The sequence below is a fragment of the Luteimonas sp. GW821-FHT14E02 genome (genome assembly GCF_058803905.1).
This window is the reverse complement of record NZ_JBXAPK010000002.1, coordinates 562,043-583,480: the sequence shown is the minus strand read 5'-3', so window position 1 is coordinate 583,480 and position 21,438 is coordinate 562,043. Positions and strand designations below refer to the sequence as shown.

Here is a 21,438-nt window from a genome sequence, read left to right as displayed (position 1 = left end):
CCTTCGGGAGAAGGTGGCGCACAGCGCCGGATGAGGGCGGGAAAATCACGAGCCGGGGAACGGTTCCGTGGGTTGGAATTCACCCGCCCTCATCCGCCCCTGCGGGGCACCTTCTCCCGAAGGGAGAAGGAACAGCAAAAGCGAAGGCTAACCCTGTGCCTGTGCGCCCGCGTTACGACCTTGGTCGTACTGGCTCAGCCATGCTCCCGCAGACGCGCGATCACAGGTGCGACCTGGGATTCGCGACCAAGCCCTGTCCCGACAGCCAGCAAGGCCTGCGCCAGCGCTTCCACGGAATCCGCGCGCAGCGTGGCGTGCCCGACCTTGCGCCCCTGGCGCGGCGATTTGCCGTAGTCGTGCCAATGCCCGCCGGCTTCTCGCAACACGGCGCCAGCATCCGGCATTTCACCGATCCAGTTGAGCATGCAGGCATGCCCGCGCATGCGCGTGGAGCCGAGCGGCAATCCGAGCACGGCGCGCAGATGGTTCTGGAACTGCGAAGTCTCCGCGCCCTCGATGGTCCAGTGGCCGGAGTTGTGCACGCGTGGCGCCAGTTCGTTGGCGAGCAGTTGGCCATCCCGGCAGAACAGTTCGAGCGCGAACACGCCGACGTAATCCAATGCTTCCGCCAGCGCGCGCGCGTGACCGAATGCCTGCGCGGCAAGCGCCTCGCTGGCCCGCGCGGGCGCGAGACTGGCGGATAGCACGCCATCGACATGCCAGTTCTCGGTCAGCGGCCAGGCAAGGAACTCGCCGGCGCGGCCGCGCACCGCCACCACGCTCAATTCGCGTTCGAAGGGAATGAACGCCTCGACGATCAATCCCACCGTCTGCGCCTGCGCGCCCAGTGCTTCCCAGGCGGCGTCGACGTCGGCGGTGGTCTTGATGCGGAACTGGCCCTTGCCGTCGTACCCCAGGCGCCGCGTCTTGAGGATGCACGGCGTACCGATACGGGCGACCTCGGCATCGAGCTGCGCGCGCGTGTCCACCGCCGCGAACTCGCCCACCGGAATGCCCAGGCTGCGGAACAGCGTCTTCTCGACCAGCCGGTCCTGCGCTGCCGCCAATGCATGCGGATTGGGGAAGACCGGCACGCGCTCGGCCAGCCAGCGCGCGCTTTCGGCCGGCACGTTCTCGAAATCGAAGGTCGCCACATCGACGGCGGCGGCGAACTCCGCCAGCGCCTTCTCGTCACGATAATCGCCGACCAGCAGCGGCGCGAACTGCCCCGCGCAGGCGTCCGGCTCGGTGTCCATGGCCAGGAAGCGCAATCCCAGCGGCGCGCCGGAAAGCGCCAGCATGCGGGCCAGCTGCCCGCCGCCGAGGATGCCGACCGTTGTCATGGCGTACCTATCACTTCCGTGGATCGTCGTTATTGGCGACGTCGTCGGTCTGCTTGCGGCGATAGGCCGCGAGCGCTTCACCGATCGCGGGATGATCCGCCGCCAGCAGCGCCGCGGCGAACAGGGCCGCGTTGGCCGCGCCGGCATGGCCGATGGCGAAAGTGGCGACCGGAATGCCGGCCGGCATCTGCACGATCGACAGCAGCGAATCCAGCCCGTTCAGCGCCTTCGACTGCACCGGCACGCCCAGCACCGGCACGGCGGTCTTGGCGGCCAGCATGCCCGGCAGGTGCGCGGCCCCGCCGGCACCGGCGACGATCGCCCGCAGGCCGCGTGATTGCGCGCTGGCCGCGTATTCGAACAGGACATCCGGCGTCCGGTGCGCCGAGACCACGCGCGCCTCGAACGGGACGCCCAGCGTCTCCAGCATCTGCGCGGCGTGCTGCATCGTGTCCCAGTCGGAGCGTGAGCCCATGACGAGGCCGACGAGCGGCGTGGTGGTGGCATCCCGAGTCACGGCGGTGGCAGCAGTGGGCTGGTCCGGCATTGGTCGTCCCCAGTCGCAAAGACGTATTCTACCGGCCCCACGATGTAGATGGCTGTATCAATACCACCATGGATCGCAAACTGCTCGACATCCTCGTCTGCCCGGCCACCCGCCAGTCGCTGTCCCTGCTCGACAAGGCCGGCCTGGACGCGCTCAACCGCGCGATCGACGCCGGCGGCATCCAGCGCACCGACGACAGCGTGCAGTCCGAAGCGCTGCGTGAAGCCCTCGTGACGCGCGATCGCAAGCTCGTCTACCGCGTCGACGACGGCATTCCTGTGCTGCTGGCCGAAGAGGGCATCGCGACCACGCAGGTCTCCGACTTCCCGAAGGCATGACCCGGCACACATGACGGCCGACGACAACCGCTTCGCTCCGCCACCGGCCGCGATCGTCGAGGCCGACGTCGCCCGTGCGCTCGCCGAGGATCTCGGCACCGGCGACGTCACCGCCGCGCTGCTGCCCGATCACGACGACATCGCCTATCTGCTCTGCAAGGAGGACGCCGTGGTCTGCGGGCGCCCCTGGTTCGACGCCTGCCATCACGCGCTCGACCCGCGGGTGAAGATCGACTGGCGCGTGGCCGAAGGCGACCGTGTCGCCAAGGGCACCGTGCTGGCCACGCTCGCCGGACGCGCCCGCAGCCTCGTCAGCGCCGAACGCACGTCGCTGAATTTCATGCAGACGCTCAGCGGCGTCGCCACCGTCACCATGACCTACGTCGAGGCCGTGCGCGGCACGCGGGCGAAGATCCTCGACACGCGCAAGACCATTCCGGGCCTGCGCCTCGCGGAGAAATACGCGGTGCGCGTGGGCGGCGGCAGCAACCATCGCATCGGCCTGTTCGATGCGGTGATGCTGAAGGAAAACCACATCCGCGCTGCGGGTTCGCTCACGGCCGCGATCGACAAGGCGCGCGAAGCACAGCCGGCACTGCCACTGATCGTGGAAGTGGAAACACTGACGCAGCTGCGGGAAGCGCTGCAGGCCGGCTGCACCCGCATCCTGATCGACGATTTCGATGCGGCCACACGGCGCGAGGCGGTGCGGATCGCGGCGGAAGCGCCGTTCAACGGTTCGATTCCGTTGGAAGTCTCCGGCGGTGTCGATCTGACCAGCATCCGCGCGGTCGCCGAGGACGGCGTGGACTGCATCTCGATCGGCGCATTGACCAAGCACGTGCACGCGATCGACCTGTCGCTGAAGCTCGGTCCCCCACCCGGCTGAGCCTGTCGCCATGCCTACCCTGGTCATGCTCATGATCGTCGGCGCCGCCGCATTCGCCTACTGGAACGCGGCGCGCGCGGCGACCGAACGCGCCATCGAAGTCGGCCGCAATGCCTGCCGCGCCACCGGCGTGCAGCTGCTCGACCAGACCGTGCACGCCAACGGCCTGCGCCTGCGTCGCAACGAGGACGGACGGCTGGGCTTCGAGCGCAGCTTCCGCTTCGAATATTCGTATGATGGGCAGGATCGTCATGTCGGCCGGCTGGTTCTGCGCGGCAGTGAGCTTGTCTATTTCAGCGGGCCGACACAAACCGCGAGCGTGACTCCGCTGCATTGACAGCACTAGGCAGAACGCTCGTCATCCCGGCAAAAGCCGGGGTCCAGCCTTTCATTCCACGACCAAGTTCCTTATCAAAAACTGGATCCCGACTTTCGCCGGGATGACGGCCATGCTGCCGAGTGTTTCCGGAGACTTGAGTGAAACGATCGACGAACCTCTAGACATCTTGGTCGATCCGTTGACGGCAGGAAGTCTCTTGCTCGCTGTTCCCGCGACAACGGGAACGACGGGCTCTGTATGCATCCGAATCGGAAATGCCCCAAGCGTTACTTCACCACGCGCAAATGCCCGCCTCGGCGCGGCGGCGGCGTTTCGTCATCGTCCGGCGGGCCGTCGACGATGTCGCTTTCGCTTTCGGAAACCGGCATCTCTTCATCGCCCTGCGCGTCGCCGTTGCCGGGAATGTCTTCCGGCAACGCCATCCCCTGCCCCGTCTCGCGCGCATAGATTGCCAGCACGGCGGAAATCGGCACCGCCACCGGATGGCTGACGCCGCCGAAACGCGCGGTGAAGCGGATGCTCTCGTTGTCCATTTCGAGCTTGGCGACGGCGCGCTCGGCGATGTTGAGCACCACTTTGCCTTCCTTCACCGTGTGCGCGGGCACGCGCACGCCGGGCTGGGTGGCATCGACGAGGACGTGCGGCGTCATGCCGTTGTCGATGATCCATTCGTACAGCGCCCGCAGCAGGTACGGACGATGGCTGGTCATCACGAGGGGCGCATCACTCATGCCGCCAGTGTAAAGCCGGGAGTCGGAAATGGGGAATCGGGGCGCGTCAAAAACAACGGCAAAACAGGATTCGGTTCTTGCCGGAATGACGATTTTCCAGCGAATCTTCTCTTGGTTTTAACGATTCCCGATTCCGGGCTTCACGCCGGAATCTCGCGCAGGTTCTTTTCCTGCGGCGTGAGGCTGCGCACGAATCCGGGATTGCGGAAGATGCGGTTGCCGTAGTCCTCGATCGCCTTGCCGTCCTTCGGCAGCGGGATGTCGAGCGACTGCAGGCGCCAGATGATCGGCGCCATCGCGCAGTCAGCGAGGCTCATTTCCGGATTGAGGAAAAACTTGCTGGCCTTGAACAGCGGAACCGACGCGGTGAGCAGTTCCTTCAGGCGCTTGCGGCCGGCTTCGGCCTGCTGCTTGTTGCCCAACTGAATCGCCTGCACCTGCGGCACCCAGTCGTGCTCGATGCGCAGCATCGCCAGACGCAGGCGCGCGCGGGAAAGCGGATCGACCGGCATCAGCGGCGGATGCGGATAACGCTCGTCGAGGTATTCGCTGACCACGCTGGCCGCGTACAGGACGAGGTCGCGCTCGACCAGGGTCGGCACCGAGTGGTAGGGGTTGAGGTCGATCAGGTCCTCGGGCGGACTCTGCGGATCCACCGCGATCAGATCGTAGGTGACGCCCTTCGCGGCCAGTACCAGCCGGGCGCGATGGCACAACACGTCATCGACAGAGGAAAACAGGGTCAGGGCATTACGCATACGCGGACTCGTCGCCATCATGGGCATTCTCCAACGGCCGGAATCCGCCAGCCGTACCAGCGCCGCCTGCCCCTCGCAGACGGTCGCCACGGTTCCCCCGGTCTGCGGATCCCTCCGCAAGAGTCCGCGCGCCCCGCCGCGCCGACGACGCGGCCGCGATGCGCGAACTTTCCAAGAAGCGCCGCGTGGGGCGGCATTCCATTCCTGGAAACGCCCTTCACCTCAGTGCACGTCTTTCCAGTATTCCTTCTTCAAGAGCCAGGCGAGGAACGTGAAGAACGCCAGGAACAGGATCACCCAGACGCCGAGACTCTGGCGCTTGAGCGCGGCAGGCTCGCCGGCGTACTCGAGGAAAGTGGTGATGTCGCGAACGGTCTGATTGAACTCGGCTTCGTTCTGCGTGCCGGGCTGCGCCAGTTCCAGATGCTCGACCGGCGCATCGCCGGCCGCGTCCTTCTTGCCATAGACCGGACGCTGCAGGCCCTGCATTTCCCACAGTGGGTTCGGCATCGACGCGTTCGGGAACACGGTGTTGTTCCAGCCGAGCGGGCGCGACGGATCCTGATAGAACGACTTCAGATAGGTGTAGATCCAATCGCTGCCGCGCACGCGCGAGATCACGCTCAGGTCCGGCGGCAACTTGCCGAACCATTGCTTGGCATGGTCCTCGGTCAACGACACCTGGATCTGCTCGCCGAACTTGGCGCCGGTGAAGTTGAGGTTGTTCATCACCTCGTCCTCGGTCAAACCGAGGTCGGTGGCGATGCGCGAGTAGCGCAGGTACTTCAGCGAGTGACAGCCGGAGCAGTAGTTCATGTACAGCTTGGCGCCGCGCTGAAGCGATGCGCGATCGCCGATGTCGGTGCCCGACTGCAGCAGGCCGCCGTCCTCGGAAGCGGACGCGCTGGTTGAAAGCGTGCCGAACGAGATCAGCAGGCCGGCGGTGACGGCAGCGAATTTCCGGGCGAGGTTCCGCATAGCGTTCTTAGTCATGCATCGTCACCCGTTCCGGCACCGGCTTGGTCTTGTCCGCCTTGGTCCACAGCGGCATCGTGATGAAGAAAACGAAGTACAGGAACGTGAGGACGCGGCCGATGATGGTCTCGACCGGATCGGTGCCGGGGCCGGCGCCGATCTTGCCCAGCCACACGAACGACACCGCGAAGATGCCGAGCATCAGCCACGACAGCTTGCCGCGCGACTTGAACGACCGCACCGGGCTCTTGTCCAGCCACGGCACCAGGAACAGCACCACGATCGCCGCGAACATCACCAGCACGCCCCAGAGCTTGATGGCGAAGAACGACGGCACCACGCGCAACATCGCGTAGTAGGGGGTGAAGTACCACACCGGCTTGATGTGCGCCGGCGTCACCAGGCGGTTGGCCTCGGTGAAGTTGTCGTGCTCCAGGAACCAGCCGCCGAAGGTCGGCGCGAAGAAGATGATGAAGGCGGCGATGACCAGGAAGAAGCCGACGCCGAAGGTGTCCTTCACCGTGTAGTACGGATGGAACGGGATGCCGTCGGCCGGCGCGGTCTTCGACCAGCGGTTGCCCTTCGGGCCGTGCTTGATGTCGACGCCTTCCGGATTGTTGGAACCGACCTCGTGCAGCGCGCCCAGGTGCAGCACCACCAGCAGCAACAGCACCAGCGGCAGCGCGATCACATGCAGGGCGAAGAAGCGGTTGAGGGTGGCGTCGGCGGGCAGGTAGTCGCCCATGATCCACTCGGTCAGGCCGTTGCCGATCACCGGGATCGCGCCGAACAGCGAGATGATCACCTTCGCGCCCCAGAACGACATCTGGCCCCACGGCAGCACGTAGCCCATGAAGGCTTCGGCCATCAGCACCAAGTAGATCAGCATGCCGAGGATCCACACCAGCTCGCGCGGCTTCTGGTAGCTGCCGTACATCAGCCCGCGGAACATGTGCAGGTAGACGACGATGAAGAACAGCGAGGCACCGGTGGAGTGCATGTAGCGGATCAGCCAGCCCCACTCCACGTCGCGCATGATGTACTCGACCGAGGCGAAGGCTTCCGCCGCGCTCGGTTTGAAGTGCATCGTTAGGAAGATGCCGGTGACGATCTGGTTGACCAGTACCAGCAGGGCCAGCGAGCCCATGTAGTACCAGAAGTTGAAGTTCTTCGGCGCGTAGTACTCGCTCATGTGCTTGCGGTACATCGGCATCAATGCCGGCGCACGCGCATTCACCCAGTCGAAGACGTTGTTGGCAGTACGGACAATCACATTCGACATGGCTTACGCGGCCCCCTTGCCGGTGTCGGTGGGAGCATTCTCGGTAGGATCCACGCCGATGATGATCGTGTTGTCATCCTGGTAGTGATGCGGCGGCACCAGCAGGTTGATCGGCGCTGGCACGCCCGAGAACACGCGACCGGCCATGTCGAAGCGCGACTTGTGGCAGGGGCAGAAGTAGCCGCCCTTCCATTCCGGATCGAAGGGTTCCGGCCGGATTTCGGCCTTCAGCTCGGGCGCGCAGCCCAGGTGGGTGCACAGACCCACCAGGACCGAGATCGCCGGCTTGATCGAACGCAGCTCGTTCTTGGCGTACTCGGGCTGCTGATCGGTGGTCGACTTGGGATCGGCCAGGCGCGGATCGAGCGTCGGCAGGATGTCGAGCACCTGCTTGGAGCGCTTCACGATCCAGATCGGCTGACCACGCCACTCATCCACCAGACGCTGGCCCTCGGCCAGCGCGGTGATGTCCACGGTAACGGGCGCGCCGGCCAATTTGGCGCGTTCGCTCGGATTCCAGGACTTGATGAACGGGACTGCGACAAACCCTGCACCAACGGCGCCCACCACAGCGGTGGTCGCGGTCAGGAAGCGGCGGCGGCCGTGATCGACCGTCCCTCCACCTTCACCAGGGTCAAGAACTGCTTCATTGGCCATCCGGCACTCCGCAAAACGTTCGGTAGCTGATACTTACTGGCTGCCGCGAGCCGGTTCCGACTCCGGAACGGGCCGCAAAAGACGACAAAGTGTAACGGAACGCTGAATCGGCCGACAATGCTTCGGACCTTCGCGCGGAGATTCCGGCACATCGCGACGGTCAATCGCCCCCGCCTCCACCGCCGTCGCCACCATCCGAGTCGCCACCGCCCCAGGCATCGCCTCCGGAGAATTGGTGGCGGTTGCCGGCGAAGATCAGGGCGATTCCCAGCAGTGACAGCACCGCGCCGATTTCCCCCGACGCCTGCGAGAACAAATAAAAACCGCCCACCACTGCGGCGAATCCGATCAGGCGCCTGATCATTTCCCTCGCCTCCGGTCGATTACTGCTTGGTCAGGCCACCCCGATAGCGCTGCGCAAGGATGGCGACCCGCTGCACGTAGCGCTGGGTTTCGCTGTACGGCGGCACGCCGCCGTAGCGGTCGACCGCGCCCTCGCCGGCGTTGTAACCGGCCGCGGCGAGGGTGAGGTCGCCGTTGAAGCGCTTCAGCAGCCAGGCCAGATACTGCACGCCGCCCTGGATGTTCTGGCCGACGTCGAAGGCATTGGAGACGCCGAAACGCCGCGCCGTCGCCGGCATCAGCTGCATCAGCCCCTGCGCGCCCACGCGCGAGAGCGCGCTCGGGTTGAACGCCGACTCGGCATGGATGATCGCGCGCACGACCGCCTCCTCCACGCCGTACTGGCGCGCCGCCGCGCTGATCTCGGCGGCGAAGGAGGACGTGTTCAGGCTCAGCGTATTGAAGTTCACGCCCGGATCGGGGGCACAGGCGAAGCAGGTCTCGATGAACTTGTAGCGGATGGTCCGCATCGCGGTGGCGCCGGCCAGCCCCTTGGGCGGCTTGCTGACGTAGTGGCGCACGCCATCCTTGATATAGGAGTAGAGCTGGCCCTGGACGATCCGGGTCTGCCCCCGCTTCTGCGGCGCGGATGTCGCGGGCACGGATTTCGTGGGCACAGATGTCGCGGCAACGGCCGGCGTCGGAGCGGCAGTTGCGACCGCCCCACCGCTCATGAACGTGGCCGGCGGGTTGGCGTCCAGGTTCGCCGGCGAACCGGGGACCGTGTTCGAAGCGGTAACGGCGCCGGCCGACGACGGCGCGGACGCGGCAGAGGGCTTGGGCTCGATCGAAGCCGTCTTCCGGCGCGGACTCGGCGCCGCCGACGCGATCGCCTTGCAAGTCGCCCCAGGCACACGCTTGCTACCGTAGGTGAGACCGGCGGCGCCCTCACAGCGGTAAATGGTCCCGGCGGCAAAGGCCGGCGCGGCCGCAAGCAGCCACAGAATCGCCGACAGTCCCAGAGCCCCCTTCATCCGGCCGAGTGTCCCGTGTTCGCCGCTGGTTGCCAAGTCCTTGATTGGTGAATGGAGCAGGCGGTCGCGGCTCGGGCGTCCGCGCGGGTTCAAACCGGCGTCCTCCATGGGGATAATGGCCGCCCGCCAGCTATCCGGCCCGGCATCACCTCCGCGCCCCGGAACCGCCATGACCGAAACCCTCCTCACGGGCGCCGAGCCCATTTCCGCAGCCTCCCCCGCTCCCGCCAAGGGCAAGCTGTTCATCCAGACCCACGGCTGCCAGATGAACGAGTACGACTCGGCCAAGATGGCCGACGTCCTCGCCGCCAGCGACGGGCTCGAACTCACCGACAACGTCGAGGAAGCCGACGTCGTCCTCGTCAACACCTGCTCGATCCGCGAAAAGGCGCAGGAGAAGGTGTTCAGCCAGCTCGGCCGCTGGAAGCACCTGAAAGCCGACGGCAAGCCGGTGATCATCGGCGTCGGCGGCTGCGTCGCCTCCCAGGAAGGCGAGGCCATCGTCAAGCGCGCGCCCTACGTCGACCTGGTGTTCGGCCCGCAGACCCTGCACCGCCTGCCGGAACTGATCCGCGCCCGCCGCGACTCCGGCCGACCACAGGTGGACATCAGCTTCCCCGAGATCGAGAAGTTCGACCGCCTGCCCGAGCCGCGCGCCGAAGGCCCGAGCGCCTTCGTCTCGATCATGGAAGGCTGCAGCAAGTACTGCAGCTTCTGCGTGGTGCCCTACACGCGCGGCGAGGAAGTGAGCCGGCCGTTCGAGGACGTGCTGGTCGAAGTGGCGCAGCTCGCCGCCCAGGGCGTGCGCGAAGTGAACCTGCTCGGCCAGAACGTCAACGCCTACCGCGGCCCGTATGGCGATGGAGAGATGGCCGACCTCGGCCTGCTGATCCGCGCCATCGCCGGGATCGAAGGCATCGGCCGCATCCGCTTCACCACTTCGCATCCACTGGAGTTCTCCGATTCGCTGATCGAGGCCTATCGCGACGTACCGCAGCTGGCCAACTACCTGCACCTGCCCGTGCAATCCGGCAGCGACCGCATCCTCGCCGCGATGAAGCGTGGCTACACCGCGCTCGAGTTCAAGCAGAAACTCCGCAAGCTGCGCGCGGTGCGGCCGGACATCTCGATCTCTTCCGACTTCATCGTCGGCTTCCCCGGCGAGACCGAGGCCGATTTCGAGAAGACCATGAAACTGATCGAGGACGTCGGCTTCGACCAGAGCTTTTCCTTCATTTATTCGCGCCGTCCCGGCACGCCCGCGGCCGATCTCGAGGACAACGTCTCCGATGCCGAGAAGCATGCGCGCCTGTCGCGCCTGCAGGCGCACATCAACGAACACTCCGCCGGCATTTCGCGCGCGATGGTCGGCAGTGTGCAGTCGGTCCTGGTGGAAGGCCCGTCGAAGAAGAATCCGAACGAACTCACCGGCAGGACCGAGAACATGCGCTCGGTGAATTTCCCCGCGCCTGCGCGGCTGGTCGGCCCGGCTTTAATTGGTCAATTCGTCGATGTGGTCATCACCGAAGCGCTGACCAATTCCCTGCGCGGTCGCATCGCGACGATCGCATAGACATCCGCGACAGCTCTGATCAGCAGACATACTTCTGAAATATCTGCACAAGGCTCGTCATCCCGGCGAAAGCCTGGATCCAGCCTTTGCATCACCTGCCAAGACCTGGATGACCAGCCATCCGGCTGTAAAAAACCCGGCTTTCGCCGGAACGACGAACGAAACGCGTTGCAGTGCAGCGAGGCTCTGGCGGACATCTGCGCTATGGTTCCGCCCCGATGGCGGCAAGCAAGACGCAAGCACGCGCGGAACCCGTCGCGCGATCCGAACGCGAGACCGTGCTGGTCAGACTCAACCAGCGCTATCGGCCCGCGCTGATGTCTTTCTTCCTGCGCCGCGTGCCGGACCCGAGCGAAGCCGAGGACCTCACCCAGGAAGTGTTCGCCAATCTCGCCGCCTCGCGCGAAGGCGCGACGATCGGCGTCGACGGCTACGTGTTCCAGACCGCGGCCAACCTGCTGCGCGATCGCCAGCGCCGCGAGAAGGTGCGCTCGCTGCACCGCGCGCACCTGGTATTGGATGAAAGCGCGAATGTCGAGGCGCTGGAACCGCCGCGCGTCGTGGCCGGCCGTCAGGCGCTCGACGAGGCCGCCGAAGCGCTGGACGAACTGCCGTCGCGGACACGGGCGATCTTCCTGCTGTTCCGGCTGGAACACATGAAGCAGGCCGAGATCGCCCGGCTCTACGGCATCTCCGTCAGCGCGGTGCAGAAGCATCTGCTACGCGCGATGGCCCATCTGACGGCCCGGCTGAGGGAACACGTGTGAAACGAACAGGGGGCCCATCCGATCGCGACAGTCTCGAGCGTGCCGGCGCCTGGTGTCTGCGCCTGGCCGAAGGCGGGTTGCCGGCGAACGAACAGGCCGATCTGCAAGCCTGGCTCGATGCCGATCCACGGCATCGCGCTCTGCTCGATGCCGCGCAGCGCGCCTGGCGCATCACGGGCGAACAGTCGACGCAGCCACGGATGCGGGCATTGCATCGCGCCGCCCTCGAAGACGCGCACGCCAGCCGCCGCGCGCGCCGCAGAACGGCCCTGCTCGCCACGGCCGCCTGCTGCCTGCTCGCACTTGGCCTCGTCTGGTGGTGGTGGATGCCGCGCGTCTACCAGACCGGCATCGGCGAACGCACCAGCGTCACCCTCGCGGACGGATCGACCCTGCTACTGGACGCGGCAACGCGCGTGGAAGTGCGCATCGGCAATCGACACCGCGAACTGCGGCTGGAATATGGCCGCGCGACATTCGCGGTCGCCAAGGACGCATCGCGTCCGTTCTCGGTCAACGCCGGTGACAGCACGGTGATCGCCACCGGCACCCGCTTCAGCGTCGAGCGGCTGCCGCGGCAGCTGCGCGTGGTGTTGTACGAAGGCCGTGTCGAGGTGGCGGACAACGGCGCGGCCGCGAGCAGCATCGCCCGCGCGGATGCCAGCCACAACCGCGCACTGACTCCCGGCCAGGAACTGATCGCCTCGTCCGACGCCACGCGCGACGCACGCATCGCACGCGTGGACACAGGCACCGCGCGCGCATGGGAACGCGGACTGCTGGTGTTCCGCGACGAACCGCTCGATCTCGCCGTGGCGCGCGTGAACCGCTATTCGCAGCAGACCCTGCGCGTTGGCGACGCGGCCGCATCGCGTATCCGCATCAGCGGTGTCTTCAAGGCCGGTGATACGCCCGCCTTCGTTGCTGGCGTCACTTCGGCGTTTCCCCTGCGCGCCAACCACGGCGATGACGCAATCGTGCTCGAATCCCGTTCGTATTGAGCAATCGGTCAAGGTTGTCGTCAACACCATGTGAGGGTTTGCCGCATTCATGCGTACCACCTCTTATCGAAACCGCCGCGACACTTGCGGCGGTCGGGAGGAGGAGACCACGTGGCCAAGATTTTTCAGTACCGGACCTGTCCGTATCGCAGCACCGCCCTCGCCTGCGCTCTGGCGGCGATCCTGACCTCGGCGCCGGGCGCGGCCGAGGCACAAACGGCCGACACGCAAACCGCGCAAGCCGGCAACGCGACGTTCGCCTTTGACATCCCCGCGCAGGAGTTGGGCGCGGCGCTTCGCCAATTCGGCCAGATCACCGGGCAGCAGCTCGTCTTCGACGAAGCCTTGGTGAGCGGCCGGCGCAACGCGGCACTCAACGGCAGTTTCAACGCAGAGGCAGGCCTGCAGCGGCTGCTCGCGGGCACCGGCCTGACGGCACGGCCTGCCGGCAACGGCGTCCTCACCATCACGGATTCCAATCCCGCGCAGTCGCAACAGTTATCGACAAACGCGCCCGCGCAGGCACCTCCAGGCGGGCAGGAACCCAAACTGCTCGAACGTGTCGTGGCCACCGGCACTACCGCGCGACATCGCACCGTGCTCGAATCCTCCTCCGCGATCACCGTCGCCGACCGCCAGGCGCTCGACCGCAAGGCACCGCGCAGCACGGCGCAAGCGTTGGAACTGGTGCCCGGCATCTTCGTGGAGGGCACCGGCGGCGAGATCTCGAACAACTTCTCCGTGCGCGGTATGCCCGGCGGCGGCCAGCAGTTCGTGCAACTGTCCGAGGACGGCCTGCCGATCTTCTATACCGACGCGCTGTCGGACACCATCCTCAAGCAGGAACTCTTCATCGACCGCCTGGAAGCGGTGCGCGGCGGCACCTCCGGCATCCTCACCGTCAACGGCGCCGGCGCCACGATCAACTTCATCACGCGCAAGCCCGGACCGGAACCGGCGGGATCGGTTCGCATCACCGGCTCCGACTTCGGTACCGCGCGCGTGGACCTGTGGCAAGGCGGCCCGATCAACGACGAATGGAGCTACAGCATCGGCGGCTTCTTCCGCCACTCAGACAGCATCCGCGACAACGGCTTCACCGGCGATCACGGCGGTATCTTCCGCGCCACCATCGGCCGCATCTTCGATCGCGGCGAGTTCGGCTTCAACCTCAAGCTGGTCAACGACCACAACACCTTCCTGTTGCCGATCCCGCTGCAGGATCCCCGCAATCCGCGCAGCGTCCCGGGCCTGGACGCCAACGACGGCACCATGATCAGCCGCGACAACATGATCATGAACGTGCGCACATCGCCCTATTCCGGCCGACAACTACAACGGCACGACCTGCGCGACGGCGTCGAAACGGTCGCCTTCGCGCCGGGCTACCACTTCGAGTACGACATCTCCGACACCCTCACCTTCCGCAGCAAGGGCCGCTACACCGACTTCAAGAACCACTTCAATTCGGTGTTCAGCAGCGACAACAACTCGTTGGTGCCGGCGACCTACCGGCTCGATCCGGCGAATTTCAGCGACGTCGCGCTGATGATGAATCGCTTCGGGCCACAGGGCGCGGTCAGCGCCGGATTGCGGCGCGTGTCCACCGGCGAAATCATTTCCGGCGCCGACGCGCTCAACGCCCTCAATGGCAACGGCCTGGTGACCCACAGCATCACCGGCAACAACCGCAAGGAAGTGAAGGAGTTCGTCAACGACGCCAGCCTCACCTGGGAGACCGAGCGCAATGCGTTCACCGTCGGCCTGCTCTATTTCCACACCCGCGCCAGGGATTCCAACATCGGCGCATCGAGCTTCGTCAGCGAGGTGAAGAACCATCCCGACCGGATGGACATCGTCGCGCTGGACGCCAACGGCAACGTGGTCGGCTCCCTGACCGAAAACGGCCTGCTCAACTACAGCAACTGGGGCGATTCCAACACCCATTACACAGCCGACTCCTACTCGCTCTACCTCAACGACGAATTCCACGTCACCGATCGGCTGCGCATCGACGGCGGCGTGCGCGTGGAGAAATACGACATCACCTTCTACGAAGGCATCTCCACGCCGATGATGCCGATCGACGGCGCGTTCGACGCCGACGGCAACGACGTGGACAACATCATCGCCAACAACTATCTCGCCCAGTTCGGCGGCGGCGCCTTCACCGGCCAGTACAACCGCTACAACGCCGGCTTCACCGAGACCGCGGCGACGGTCGGCGGCACCTACCTGATCACCGACAACTTCTCCCTGTATGCACGCTACGCCCGCGGCTTCCAGGCCAATGGCCGCTTCGATCCGGTGAAGATCGACTTCGGCGAGATCGGCCTGCGCTACCAGAACGACGTCGTGAGCGCGTCGCTCACCGGCTTCCGCACCACCTACAAGGATTTCCTGTTCTCGCGCCTGCCGCCCGGCGGGTCGACCGAAGTGCGGTTCTATTCCGACATCGTTTCCACCGGCGTCGAGTTCGATCTGTTGTGGAAGCCGGTCGACTGGTTCCAGTTGCAGGCGACCGGCGTGGCGCAGAAGTCCGAGGTGGAGATCACCAATGACCAGGGCACCGGCTTCGCCAGCGCGTTCGATGGCAATAAGCCTGAACGCACGCCGCCGCTGAACGTGACGGTGACGCCGAGCTTCCTGTTCCCGAACGATCGTGGCGAGGTCTACGTGTCCTACCACTATCTCGACAAGATCTACTCGGACATCGCCAACACCCTGGAACTACCGAGTTACGGCGTGTGGAGTGCCGGCGTGATCTACACCCCGACCAAGCAGTGGCAGCTGCAGGCCAGCATCGACAACATCACCAACGAGATCGGACTGACCGAGGGCAATCCGCGTTCTGGCTTTTCGGAGAATCCGGCGGTATCGGATTTCTTCTACGCGCGTCCGATCGTGGGGCGCAACCTGGTGTTCAGCGTCACCTACAACTTCTGATGCGACGCATGGGCATGCATCGTTCGATGATCGGCAGGCTGCTGGCCGTGGCCGTACTGGCTTGCGTCTCCCTCGCCGCCAACTGCGCGCCGCCCCCCGCCGACGGTGCGGCGCGCACGACAACGGATGAAACGCTGCGATTCACCATTCGGGAAGGCGACATTCTCAATGCGTTTTACCGGCAGGGACCGATCGCCGCGCACCTGCTCTTGAGCTCGGGCCGGCAGCCGCGCGCATTGGTCGCCTTCCCCGCCGGCAACAGCGGTGTTGGATTGTGGTTCGAACCCACCTTGGCACCGGTCGAGTGGCGTTTGCGCGGCGAGCCGCGCGGCATCACTAGGCGCGATCCACAAGGCCGGACATTGCGCGGGATCGAAGCGGAAGTCGAAACCGATGCACCCCGGCTGGTGACGCGGGAAGCGGTGCTGGGCAGCGTGCGCGTGCTGCGCGACTACCAGGTGCTCGGCACGCGCCCGGACGCGGTCGCGACGAAGCCTCAGGTGAAATCACGCAGTCTGCGCTGGGCACGGCCACGGCTGGACGGCGCACCCGGCTACGCGCTAACGATTGAAGTACTGGCTGGCGAGATCGCCCGTGAGTCCGGCAAACAGCAGGACGGTCCGATCACGATCACCGCGCCACGCAATCGGCCGCTGCGGCTGCACATCACCGCGCTCACCGGTGAAACGCCACTGACGCCGCTGCCCTCGTCACAACTGCTGACGGAAGCGGCCGCGAACGACACCCGCAGCCGCGATGCGCTGGCCTTCCTCAGCTACAAGGAAAAATTCCTCGCCGGTTCCTGGCGCTTCGACACCTACTTCGGCCGCGACACGCTGATGTCGATGCGCCTGCTCCTGCCCGCGCTCGCTCCCGAAGCCGCCGAAGCCGGTCTCGGCGCGGTGCTGGAACGCTTGAATGCCGGCGGTGAAATCGCGCACGAGGAGGACATCGGCGAATTCGCCGTGCTGCGGCATCGTCAGGAAGGCGGCACCGGCGACGCACCGGTCTACGACTACAACATGATCGACGATGATTTCATGCTCGCGCCGGTGGCAGCCTCGTACCTGCTCGATCATCCACAAGGCCGCACCCGGGCGGCCACCTTCCTGGCACGCAAGACCAACACCGGCGAGCGCTTCGGCGATGCGCTGGCGCGCAATTTCGCCTGGGTGGCGGCTGCGGCGGCACCGTTCGCGCGCGAACAGAACGCAAACCATTTGATCGCATTGAAGTCAGGAAGGGAGACCGGCCAATGGCGCGACAGCCAGGATGGCCTGGCCGGCGGCCGTTATCCCTATGACGTCAATGCGGTTCTCGTGCCCGCCGCACTGTCTTCGATTGCACGACTACGCGCCACAGGATTGCTGAAGCCCTACCTCACGCCACAGCAGGACAACCAACTCGCCTACGCCGACCAATCCGCGAACGTCTGGCTGCGCGCCGCGCCGCCATTGTTCGTCTTCCAGATCAGTGCCAAGCGCGCGCGTCGTGCAGTCTCCGACTATGCCAAGGCCCAAAGCGTGGATCCGGCATCGGCGCTCGCGTCATTACCGAAGGACGCATTGCGATTCAACGCAATCGCGCTCGACGCCAAGACACGCGCGATCCCGGTGCTGCATTCCGACGACGGCTTCGACCTGCTGTTTCTAGATCCTCCCGCTCCGGCACTGGAGCGCTCGGTGCAGGCGCTGATGCGTCCATTCCCTGCCGGCTTGATGACCGGCATCGGCCTGCTGGTTGCGAATCCCGCCTATGCCGACGCGCATGTTCAAAGCCTGTTCGGCCGCAACGCCTATCACGGCACGGTGGTCTGGGCCTGGCAGCAAGCGGTGCTGGCCGCAGGCTTCGACCGGCAGTTGCAGCGTAGCGACCTGCCAGAAACGACACGCGCGCGCCTCACCGACGCACGCGCACGGCTGTGGACGGCGATCGAAGCCGCGCACGATGTGCGCACTTCCGAACTGTGGTCGTGGTCCTATGCCGACGGCCGCTATCGCGTCGAGCCGTTCGGCCAGCGCGGCGGCGATCAGGACGAATCCAACGCCGCGCAGCTGTGGAGCACGGTCTTCCTCGCCCTGAAGCCGCTGGCAGCGCAGTAGCGTCAACTATCGATCGAAACCGCTCGCGTGAGCGGCTGATCGTCAGGATCAGATCATCAAGATCAGGAGTAATGTAACCGTCTTCCGATCCGATCTTTTGACGTCATGCCGCAACCTCCACGCGCCTCCTCGCCGATCCGCCGTTATGCGTTGGCCATCTGGTTCTGCGGCATCGCGGTGATCGGTGTGATGGAATTCCATCGCACCGCGTTTGCCGCAGGCCATTTCGCGCCGACGTCCGTTGCCTGGCTCTGGCTGGCGGGCACGATCGTGACCGCGATGATCGGCATCCTCCTGGCGCTGCGTGAGCGCCGGGCATCTCGATCGGATCGTTAATGCGGCTCCCGCAATCGCCAGAGCACACGTCGCCCCTCTTCCTCGAACACCCACCAACGGCCATCGGGAGAGATCGCCACAGGCGCCGACGGCAAACCAACGGCGGGCTTGCCCGAAACGATCACGCGACGCGCCTCGATCTTCCACGGCAAGCCCGGCGGCAAGGTGCGCGCGGACGGCGACGCATCGCCCTTGGATGCGGTGGCTTTCGCGTCGGTTAGCGGCTCGTAAATCTCGCGCTCGAGGCGACAATCCGCATCAAGCCGGACTCGATGCGTGACAGGCCCCACGCCATCCGAATAAGTATCGGCGGCGGCATCGATTCCCGCCTCGTCGATCGCGAGCAGGCGATCCAGTTCAACTTCGCTGTTGCACGCACGCGCCCCATCGCGCCAGCGCGAGGCGTGGCCAGCAATCACCCACAAGTCACCGTTGACGGCGTAGCCGAGATCGGACACCCAACCGCCCGCAGGATGCTCGCTCAGCGCATCGCTATCGAGATCGAGCCTCTGCAATTTCTCGCCATCGGCCCACACGAGTCGCGGATGCCGCGGATCGAACGCGACTGCGCCGGCGCCCAGCAAGGGCCTGCGATCGCGCAAGGCCAGCTGACCGTTTTCGCTCGGCAGTTCCGCCGGCGGTGAGGACCAGACCTTCGCGGCGGCGGCAGAGGCAGACGCTTTTTCCGATCGCACGGCCTGCCCGGCATGACAGACCGGCGCCAGCGCGACCAACAGCGCCATGAACAAGGAGACAGATCGCGGCAAGAACATCCCGGGCCTCGAGGGTGACGACAGCAAAGCCTGCAAGCCCAGATTACTGCGATCGCGCACGATTTGTGATCATTGCTGTCCGATTCCCATGCGATCCCAGACGCCTTCCAGCCCGTCGCGGTTATGGGTTCCGATCATCGCATCCGCATCGCTGGCGCCGAATCCCGGGTGGTATTCGACGTGCGGCCGATCGGGATTACGCCAGTTACCACCCCAGGTCAGACCGTTGTCGGCAGCGATCTCGCCGTAGCGCGACCAGTTATTGTTGCCCGCCCAGGCATCGGCGCCAGGACGGTTGCCGAAGGACAGATCGACGCCAAGGCCGTAGTTGTGCCAGGACTCGCCACCTCTGGCACCGGTCACGATATTGCCCGCCGTGGTGCGACCCTGCGCATAAAGCCGGTCCTGCTCGGCGAAAGTGCGGAAGCCTGTGTCCACGCGCAGGCTCATGCCTTCACGGCGCGCCTGCTCGATCACATCCCGCACGCGATTGGCGAAATCCTGATTCAGATTCGGATCGCCCAGACGATTGCGGGAATCCGCCGGACGCAGATCGAGCACGGTCTGCATGTTCACGCCAAGCTGCTCGCGCAGCTCCACGCGCGCATTGATGTCACCGTAGACACTGCGTGTCTGTTCCTCGCCGTTGAACTGCACAGTGCCGTTGTTGCTGATCGTGCCCATCACCTGGCCTTGTGCATCGACCAGATTGCCCTGATCAATGCTGTAGGTCTGCCCGTCCATCGTCAGCGTGCCGGCATCCGGCGACATCAGCGAATGCGACGCGGCCAGATTGACGCCGAGATCCTGCGCGACGCGCCCCTCGACGTAGGCGGCGGTGGCGGCGTTGGGCGCGGTCATGAAATCGTTGAGCGCCTGGACCTTCTGCTCCTCGGTCATGTTGTAGCAGCTGAGGTTGCCGGCCAGCCTGTCAAGCGCCTGCACGGCTTGCGGATTGTTGGCCAGTTCGGAACGGATTTCCTGCTCGCGCGTCTTGGACGCCGAGGTCTGCTCCCGAGACAACGCATCGGACAACGATGACGCCGATTGCGCGGAAGACGAAGAATCAGAAGAACCAGTGCCGCTAGTGCCGTCGACAGCCATGTGCGCTTCCTCCCATCCATAGTCAGGGTCGCGCGCCTCGCGATGCGGCAAGACGCGCAGCGAGATATCGTTGTATCGCATCGGATCGGACGCGCCACCTGGGGTAGACCCTAGTCGTCGATGTAATCGGCGGTGTAACACCTCATTTCTTGCATGTCATCGCTGCGCTTCACACCCGAAAAGCGATCGTGTGCTCGCTACACCATGAACCCAAGATTGCGGCTGGCGAAATTGCCGAGATTCGGGAAGATCAGACCGAGATCGGTATCGGCCACGCCGAACCAGCGCGCCAGCGTCGCGGCGTATTGATCGACCGACGTCGTCGGAATGATCTGCCCCCAGCCCGCATCGTCGGGGCCATCGTTCTGCAGCACCGGCATGGTCCCGTAGAAGCGTCCGCCGCGCACCGCGCCGCCGATCACGAAATGATGGGCGCCCCAGCCATGGTCGGAGCCATCGCCGTTCGACGAAAGCGTCCGCCCGAAATCGGAAGCGGTGAACGCGGTGACGCTGTTGGCGACGCCAAGCTCGACGGTCGCGGCATGGAACGCGGTGAGCGCTTGCGCGACTTGCGCCAGCAGAATCGGTTGCTCGCTGAGCAGGCGATCGTGATGATCGAAACCGCCGATCGAGACGAAGTAGATCTGGCGTTTCAATCCCAGCGTGGCGCGCACCTTGATCAGGCGCGCCACCATCTTCAGCTGCCAGGCCAGCTCGTTGTCTGGAAAGATGGTCGTCAACGGAGTGGAAGCATCCAGCGCGGTCCCGACGGCATCCGCGTTCTCGCGGGCACGGCGGAACGAGGCGGCGTAACTGCGCCCGAAGGCGTGCGTCTGCACTTCCGGCGCCATCATCCCCAGGAAGGCGCGGCGGCTGTCGCCGTCCCACTCGAAACGGCTGAAATAACGCGGCCCGTCATTGCCGATCACATATGGATTGCTGTTGGCGGCGCGCTGTAGCACGCTGCCGGAGTTGAGCGCGATGTTCATCGGGATGAAGGCGCCTGGATTGGCATCCTGCAACAGATCGGCGATGCGGCCGCCCCATCCAAGATTGCGACCGTCATCCGCGCGAGAAATCTGCCAGTAGGCCTGCTGATTGTTGTGCGAGAACAACTGCGGCGGCAGCTGCGCGGAACCGTTGCGGTATTCGGTCTTGGTGACTGGCCGGATCAACGTGCCGACATTGCCGAGGATCGCCGCCTTGCCGTTGTTGAACAACCCTTGCAGTCCGGCGACGCCGATCGTATCACCGTCGCTGGTCGACTTCTGCAGACCATAGCTCGCGCCATCGGATGCACCGCCACCGGCCTGAGGCGTCAACGGCAGCAGATCACCCTTCGCCACGGCAAGCGTGGCGCGCGCCGCCGCGTATTGCGCGTAATGCGCGTCGTCACGCGGGATCACCATGTTCAGGGCGTCATTGCCGCCAAACATGAAGACGCACACCAGCGCCTTGTAGTCGTCGAACGCCGTCGGCCCGTAGGCGCGCGTGGCTGCCTCGACCAGGCGCAGATTACCCAGCGCCGAATACAAGCCGGCGCCGCCAAGGCCGGCGCAGATCGCGTTGCGCAGGAAGTCTCTTCGATTCATCGCTGCGT

At 65.3% G+C, this 21,438-nt stretch carries 21 protein-coding genes; 9 read left to right on the top strand and 12 right to left on the bottom strand.

Features of this window, described 5'->3' with window-relative positions; all coding sequences use genetic code 11:
• Positions 1-194 precede the first annotated feature (194 nt).
• Together AC1RNP_RS05625 and purE are read right to left on the bottom strand one after the other, a co-directional pair.
• Positions 195-1,343: a 5-(carboxyamino)imidazole ribonucleotide synthase gene (locus AC1RNP_RS05625; RefSeq protein WP_493050261.1), complete on the bottom strand. Its 1,149-nt coding sequence runs from the start codon at positions 1,341-1,343 to the stop codon at positions 195-197.
• 10 nt (positions 1,344-1,353) lie between these two features.
• A complete protein-coding gene (purE, locus tag AC1RNP_RS05620) occupies positions 1,354-1,890 on the bottom strand; it encodes a 5-(carboxyamino)imidazole ribonucleotide mutase (protein WP_493050260.1) in 537 nt (178 codons plus the stop codon).
• A gap of 68 nt (positions 1,891-1,958) precedes the next feature.
• On the opposite strand from purE, the gene AC1RNP_RS05615 reads away from it, so the two are divergent.
• Genes AC1RNP_RS05615 through AC1RNP_RS05605 form a run of 3 tightly spaced genes read left to right on the top strand, consistent with a single transcriptional unit; the run spans position 1,959 to position 3,454 of the window.
• Complete coding sequence (locus AC1RNP_RS05615) at positions 1,959-2,228, top strand: Trm112 family protein (protein ID WP_493050259.1); 270 nt, start codon at positions 1,959-1,961, stop codon at positions 2,226-2,228.
• 10 nt (positions 2,229-2,238) lie between these two features.
• Positions 2,239-3,117: a carboxylating nicotinate-nucleotide diphosphorylase gene (gene nadC, locus AC1RNP_RS05610; RefSeq protein ID WP_493050258.1), complete on the top strand. Its 879-nt coding sequence runs from the start codon at positions 2,239-2,241 to the stop codon at positions 3,115-3,117.
• 10 nt (positions 3,118-3,127) lie between these two features.
• A complete protein-coding gene (locus AC1RNP_RS05605; RefSeq protein ID WP_493050257.1) occupies positions 3,128-3,454 on the top strand; it encodes a DUF3301 domain-containing protein in 327 nt (108 codons plus the stop codon).
• Between the two features lie 269 nt (positions 3,455-3,723).
• Here the strand turns inward: AC1RNP_RS05605 and AC1RNP_RS05600 are convergent, their stop codons facing one another.
• The 7 genes from AC1RNP_RS05600 to AC1RNP_RS05570 all read right to left on the bottom strand — a co-directional run bounded on the left by AC1RNP_RS05600 (position 3,724) and on the right by AC1RNP_RS05570 (position 9,236).
• Positions 3,724-4,188, bottom strand: coding sequence for a ClpXP protease specificity-enhancing factor (locus tag AC1RNP_RS05600; RefSeq protein WP_493050256.1), 465 nt, complete (start codon positions 4,186-4,188; stop codon positions 3,724-3,726).
• 140 nt (positions 4,189-4,328) lie between these two features.
• Positions 4,329-4,964 (bottom strand): glutathione S-transferase N-terminal domain-containing protein, encoded by a 636-nt coding sequence (locus AC1RNP_RS05595; protein WP_493050296.1) that lies wholly within the window; start codon positions 4,962-4,964, stop codon positions 4,329-4,331.
• A 204-nt stretch (positions 4,965-5,168) separates the two neighbouring features.
• Positions 5,169-5,939 (bottom strand): cytochrome c1, encoded by a 771-nt coding sequence (locus AC1RNP_RS05590; RefSeq protein ID WP_493050255.1) that lies wholly within the window; start codon positions 5,937-5,939, stop codon positions 5,169-5,171.
• Positions 5,932-7,203, bottom strand: coding sequence for a cytochrome b (locus AC1RNP_RS05585; protein WP_493050254.1), 1,272 nt, complete (start codon positions 7,201-7,203; stop codon positions 5,932-5,934). Before AC1RNP_RS05585 ends, AC1RNP_RS05590 begins: the two co-directional genes overlap by 8 nt.
• A gap of 3 nt (positions 7,204-7,206) precedes the next feature.
• Entirely contained in the window at positions 7,207-7,860 is a 654-nt protein-coding gene (gene petA / locus AC1RNP_RS05580; RefSeq protein ID WP_493050253.1) for a ubiquinol-cytochrome c reductase iron-sulfur subunit, read from the bottom strand.
• 160 nt (positions 7,861-8,020) lie between these two features.
• Positions 8,021-8,224: a hypothetical protein gene (locus AC1RNP_RS05575; protein WP_493050252.1), complete on the bottom strand. Its 204-nt coding sequence runs from the start codon at positions 8,222-8,224 to the stop codon at positions 8,021-8,023.
• Positions 8,225-8,243: 19 nt separating this feature from the next.
• Entirely contained in the window at positions 8,244-9,236 is a 993-nt protein-coding gene (locus AC1RNP_RS05570) for a lytic transglycosylase domain-containing protein (protein ID WP_493050295.1), read from the bottom strand.
• Between the two features lie 169 nt (positions 9,237-9,405).
• Between AC1RNP_RS05570 and miaB the strand changes: the two genes are divergently transcribed.
• The 6 genes from miaB (at position 9,406) to AC1RNP_RS05540 (ending at position 17,961) form a co-directional block, all read left to right on the top strand.
• Positions 9,406-10,809: a tRNA (N6-isopentenyl adenosine(37)-C2)-methylthiotransferase MiaB gene (gene miaB / locus AC1RNP_RS05565; RefSeq protein WP_493050251.1), complete on the top strand. Its 1,404-nt coding sequence runs from the start codon at positions 9,406-9,408 to the stop codon at positions 10,807-10,809.
• A 218-nt stretch (positions 10,810-11,027) separates the two neighbouring features.
• On the top strand, positions 11,028-11,576 hold the full coding sequence (locus AC1RNP_RS05560) for an RNA polymerase sigma factor (RefSeq protein ID WP_493050250.1): 549 nt from the start codon (positions 11,028-11,030) through the stop codon (positions 11,574-11,576).
• Positions 11,573-12,577, top strand: coding sequence for a FecR family protein (locus AC1RNP_RS05555; protein ID WP_493050249.1), 1,005 nt, complete (start codon positions 11,573-11,575; stop codon positions 12,575-12,577). Before AC1RNP_RS05560 ends, AC1RNP_RS05555 begins: the two co-directional genes overlap by 4 nt.
• 111 nt (positions 12,578-12,688) lie before the next feature.
• The gene (locus AC1RNP_RS05550; RefSeq protein WP_493050248.1) at positions 12,689-15,523 is read left to right on the top strand and encodes a TonB-dependent siderophore receptor; all 2,835 of its coding nucleotides are present in this window, start codon (positions 12,689-12,691) and stop codon (positions 15,521-15,523) included.
• Positions 15,524-15,531: 8 nt separating this feature from the next.
• Positions 15,532-17,625 carry a hypothetical protein gene (locus AC1RNP_RS05545; protein ID WP_493050247.1) on the top strand — a complete coding sequence of 698 codons (2,094 nt, stop codon included), beginning with the start codon at positions 15,532-15,534 and terminating at the stop codon, positions 17,623-17,625.
• A gap of 105 nt (positions 17,626-17,730) precedes the next feature.
• Positions 17,731-17,961: a hypothetical protein gene (locus AC1RNP_RS05540; protein WP_493050246.1), complete on the top strand. Its 231-nt coding sequence runs from the start codon at positions 17,731-17,733 to the stop codon at positions 17,959-17,961.
• Here AC1RNP_RS05540 and AC1RNP_RS05535 read toward each other — a convergent pair.
• The 3 genes from AC1RNP_RS05535 to AC1RNP_RS05525 all read right to left on the bottom strand — a co-directional run bounded on the left by AC1RNP_RS05535 (position 17,958) and on the right by AC1RNP_RS05525 (position 21,430).
• Positions 17,958-18,704, bottom strand: coding sequence for a hypothetical protein (locus tag AC1RNP_RS05535; RefSeq protein ID WP_493050245.1), 747 nt, complete (start codon positions 18,702-18,704; stop codon positions 17,958-17,960). The genes AC1RNP_RS05540 and AC1RNP_RS05535 overlap by 4 nt on opposite strands.
• 99 nt (positions 18,705-18,803) lie before the next feature.
• Complete coding sequence (locus AC1RNP_RS05530; protein ID WP_493050244.1) at positions 18,804-19,919, bottom strand: M15 family metallopeptidase; 1,116 nt, start codon at positions 19,917-19,919, stop codon at positions 18,804-18,806.
• Positions 19,920-20,035: 116 nt separating this feature from the next.
• The gene (locus tag AC1RNP_RS05525) at positions 20,036-21,430 is read right to left on the bottom strand and encodes a DUF1501 domain-containing protein (RefSeq protein ID WP_493050243.1); all 1,395 of its coding nucleotides are present in this window, start codon (positions 21,428-21,430) and stop codon (positions 20,036-20,038) included.
• Between the last annotated feature and the right edge of the window lie 8 nt (positions 21,431-21,438).

Bases quoted from the DNA above. Each gene is read 5' to 3' on its own strand.
- AC1RNP_RS05625 (WP_493050261.1), bottom strand. From the start codon at position 1,343: ATGACAACGGTCGGCATCCTCGGCGGCGGGCAGCTGGCCCGCATGCTG.
- purE (WP_493050260.1), bottom strand. From the start codon at position 1,890: ATGCCGGACCAGCCCACTGCTGCCACCGCCGTGACTCGGGATGCCACC.
- AC1RNP_RS05615 (WP_493050259.1), top strand. From the start codon at position 1,959: ATGGATCGCAAACTGCTCGACATCCTCGTCTGCCCGGCCACCCGCCAG.
- nadC (WP_493050258.1), top strand. From the start codon at position 2,239: ATGACGGCCGACGACAACCGCTTCGCTCCGCCACCGGCCGCGATCGTC.
- AC1RNP_RS05605 (WP_493050257.1), top strand. From the start codon at position 3,128: ATGCCTACCCTGGTCATGCTCATGATCGTCGGCGCCGCCGCATTCGCC.
- AC1RNP_RS05600 (WP_493050256.1), bottom strand. From the start codon at position 4,188: ATGAGTGATGCGCCCCTCGTGATGACCAGCCATCGTCCGTACCTGCTG.
- AC1RNP_RS05595 (WP_493050296.1), bottom strand. From the start codon at position 4,964: ATGGCGACGAGTCCGCGTATGCGTAATGCCCTGACCCTGTTTTCCTCT.
- AC1RNP_RS05590 (WP_493050255.1), bottom strand. From the start codon at position 5,939: ATGACTAAGAACGCTATGCGGAACCTCGCCCGGAAATTCGCTGCCGTC.
- AC1RNP_RS05585 (WP_493050254.1), bottom strand. From the start codon at position 7,203: ATGTCGAATGTGATTGTCCGTACTGCCAACAACGTCTTCGACTGGGTG.
- petA (WP_493050253.1), bottom strand. From the start codon at position 7,860: ATGGCCAATGAAGCAGTTCTTGACCCTGGTGAAGGTGGAGGGACGGTC.
- AC1RNP_RS05575 (WP_493050252.1), bottom strand. From the start codon at position 8,224: ATGATCAGGCGCCTGATCGGATTCGCCGCAGTGGTGGGCGGTTTTTAT.
- AC1RNP_RS05570 (WP_493050295.1), bottom strand. From the start codon at position 9,236: ATGAAGGGGGCTCTGGGACTGTCGGCGATTCTGTGGCTGCTTGCGGCC.
- miaB (WP_493050251.1), top strand. From the start codon at position 9,406: ATGACCGAAACCCTCCTCACGGGCGCCGAGCCCATTTCCGCAGCCTCC.
- AC1RNP_RS05560 (WP_493050250.1), top strand. From the start codon at position 11,028: ATGGCGGCAAGCAAGACGCAAGCACGCGCGGAACCCGTCGCGCGATCC.
- AC1RNP_RS05545 (WP_493050247.1), top strand. From the start codon at position 15,532: ATGGGCATGCATCGTTCGATGATCGGCAGGCTGCTGGCCGTGGCCGTA.
- AC1RNP_RS05540 (WP_493050246.1), top strand. From the start codon at position 17,731: ATGCCGCAACCTCCACGCGCCTCCTCGCCGATCCGCCGTTATGCGTTG.
- AC1RNP_RS05535 (WP_493050245.1), bottom strand. From the start codon at position 18,704: ATGGCGCTGTTGGTCGCGCTGGCGCCGGTCTGTCATGCCGGGCAGGCC.
- AC1RNP_RS05530 (WP_493050244.1), bottom strand. From the start codon at position 19,919: ATGCGATACAACGATATCTCGCTGCGCGTCTTGCCGCATCGCGAGGCG.
- AC1RNP_RS05525 (WP_493050243.1), bottom strand. From the start codon at position 21,430: ATGAATCGAAGAGACTTCCTGCGCAACGCGATCTGCGCCGGCCTTGGC.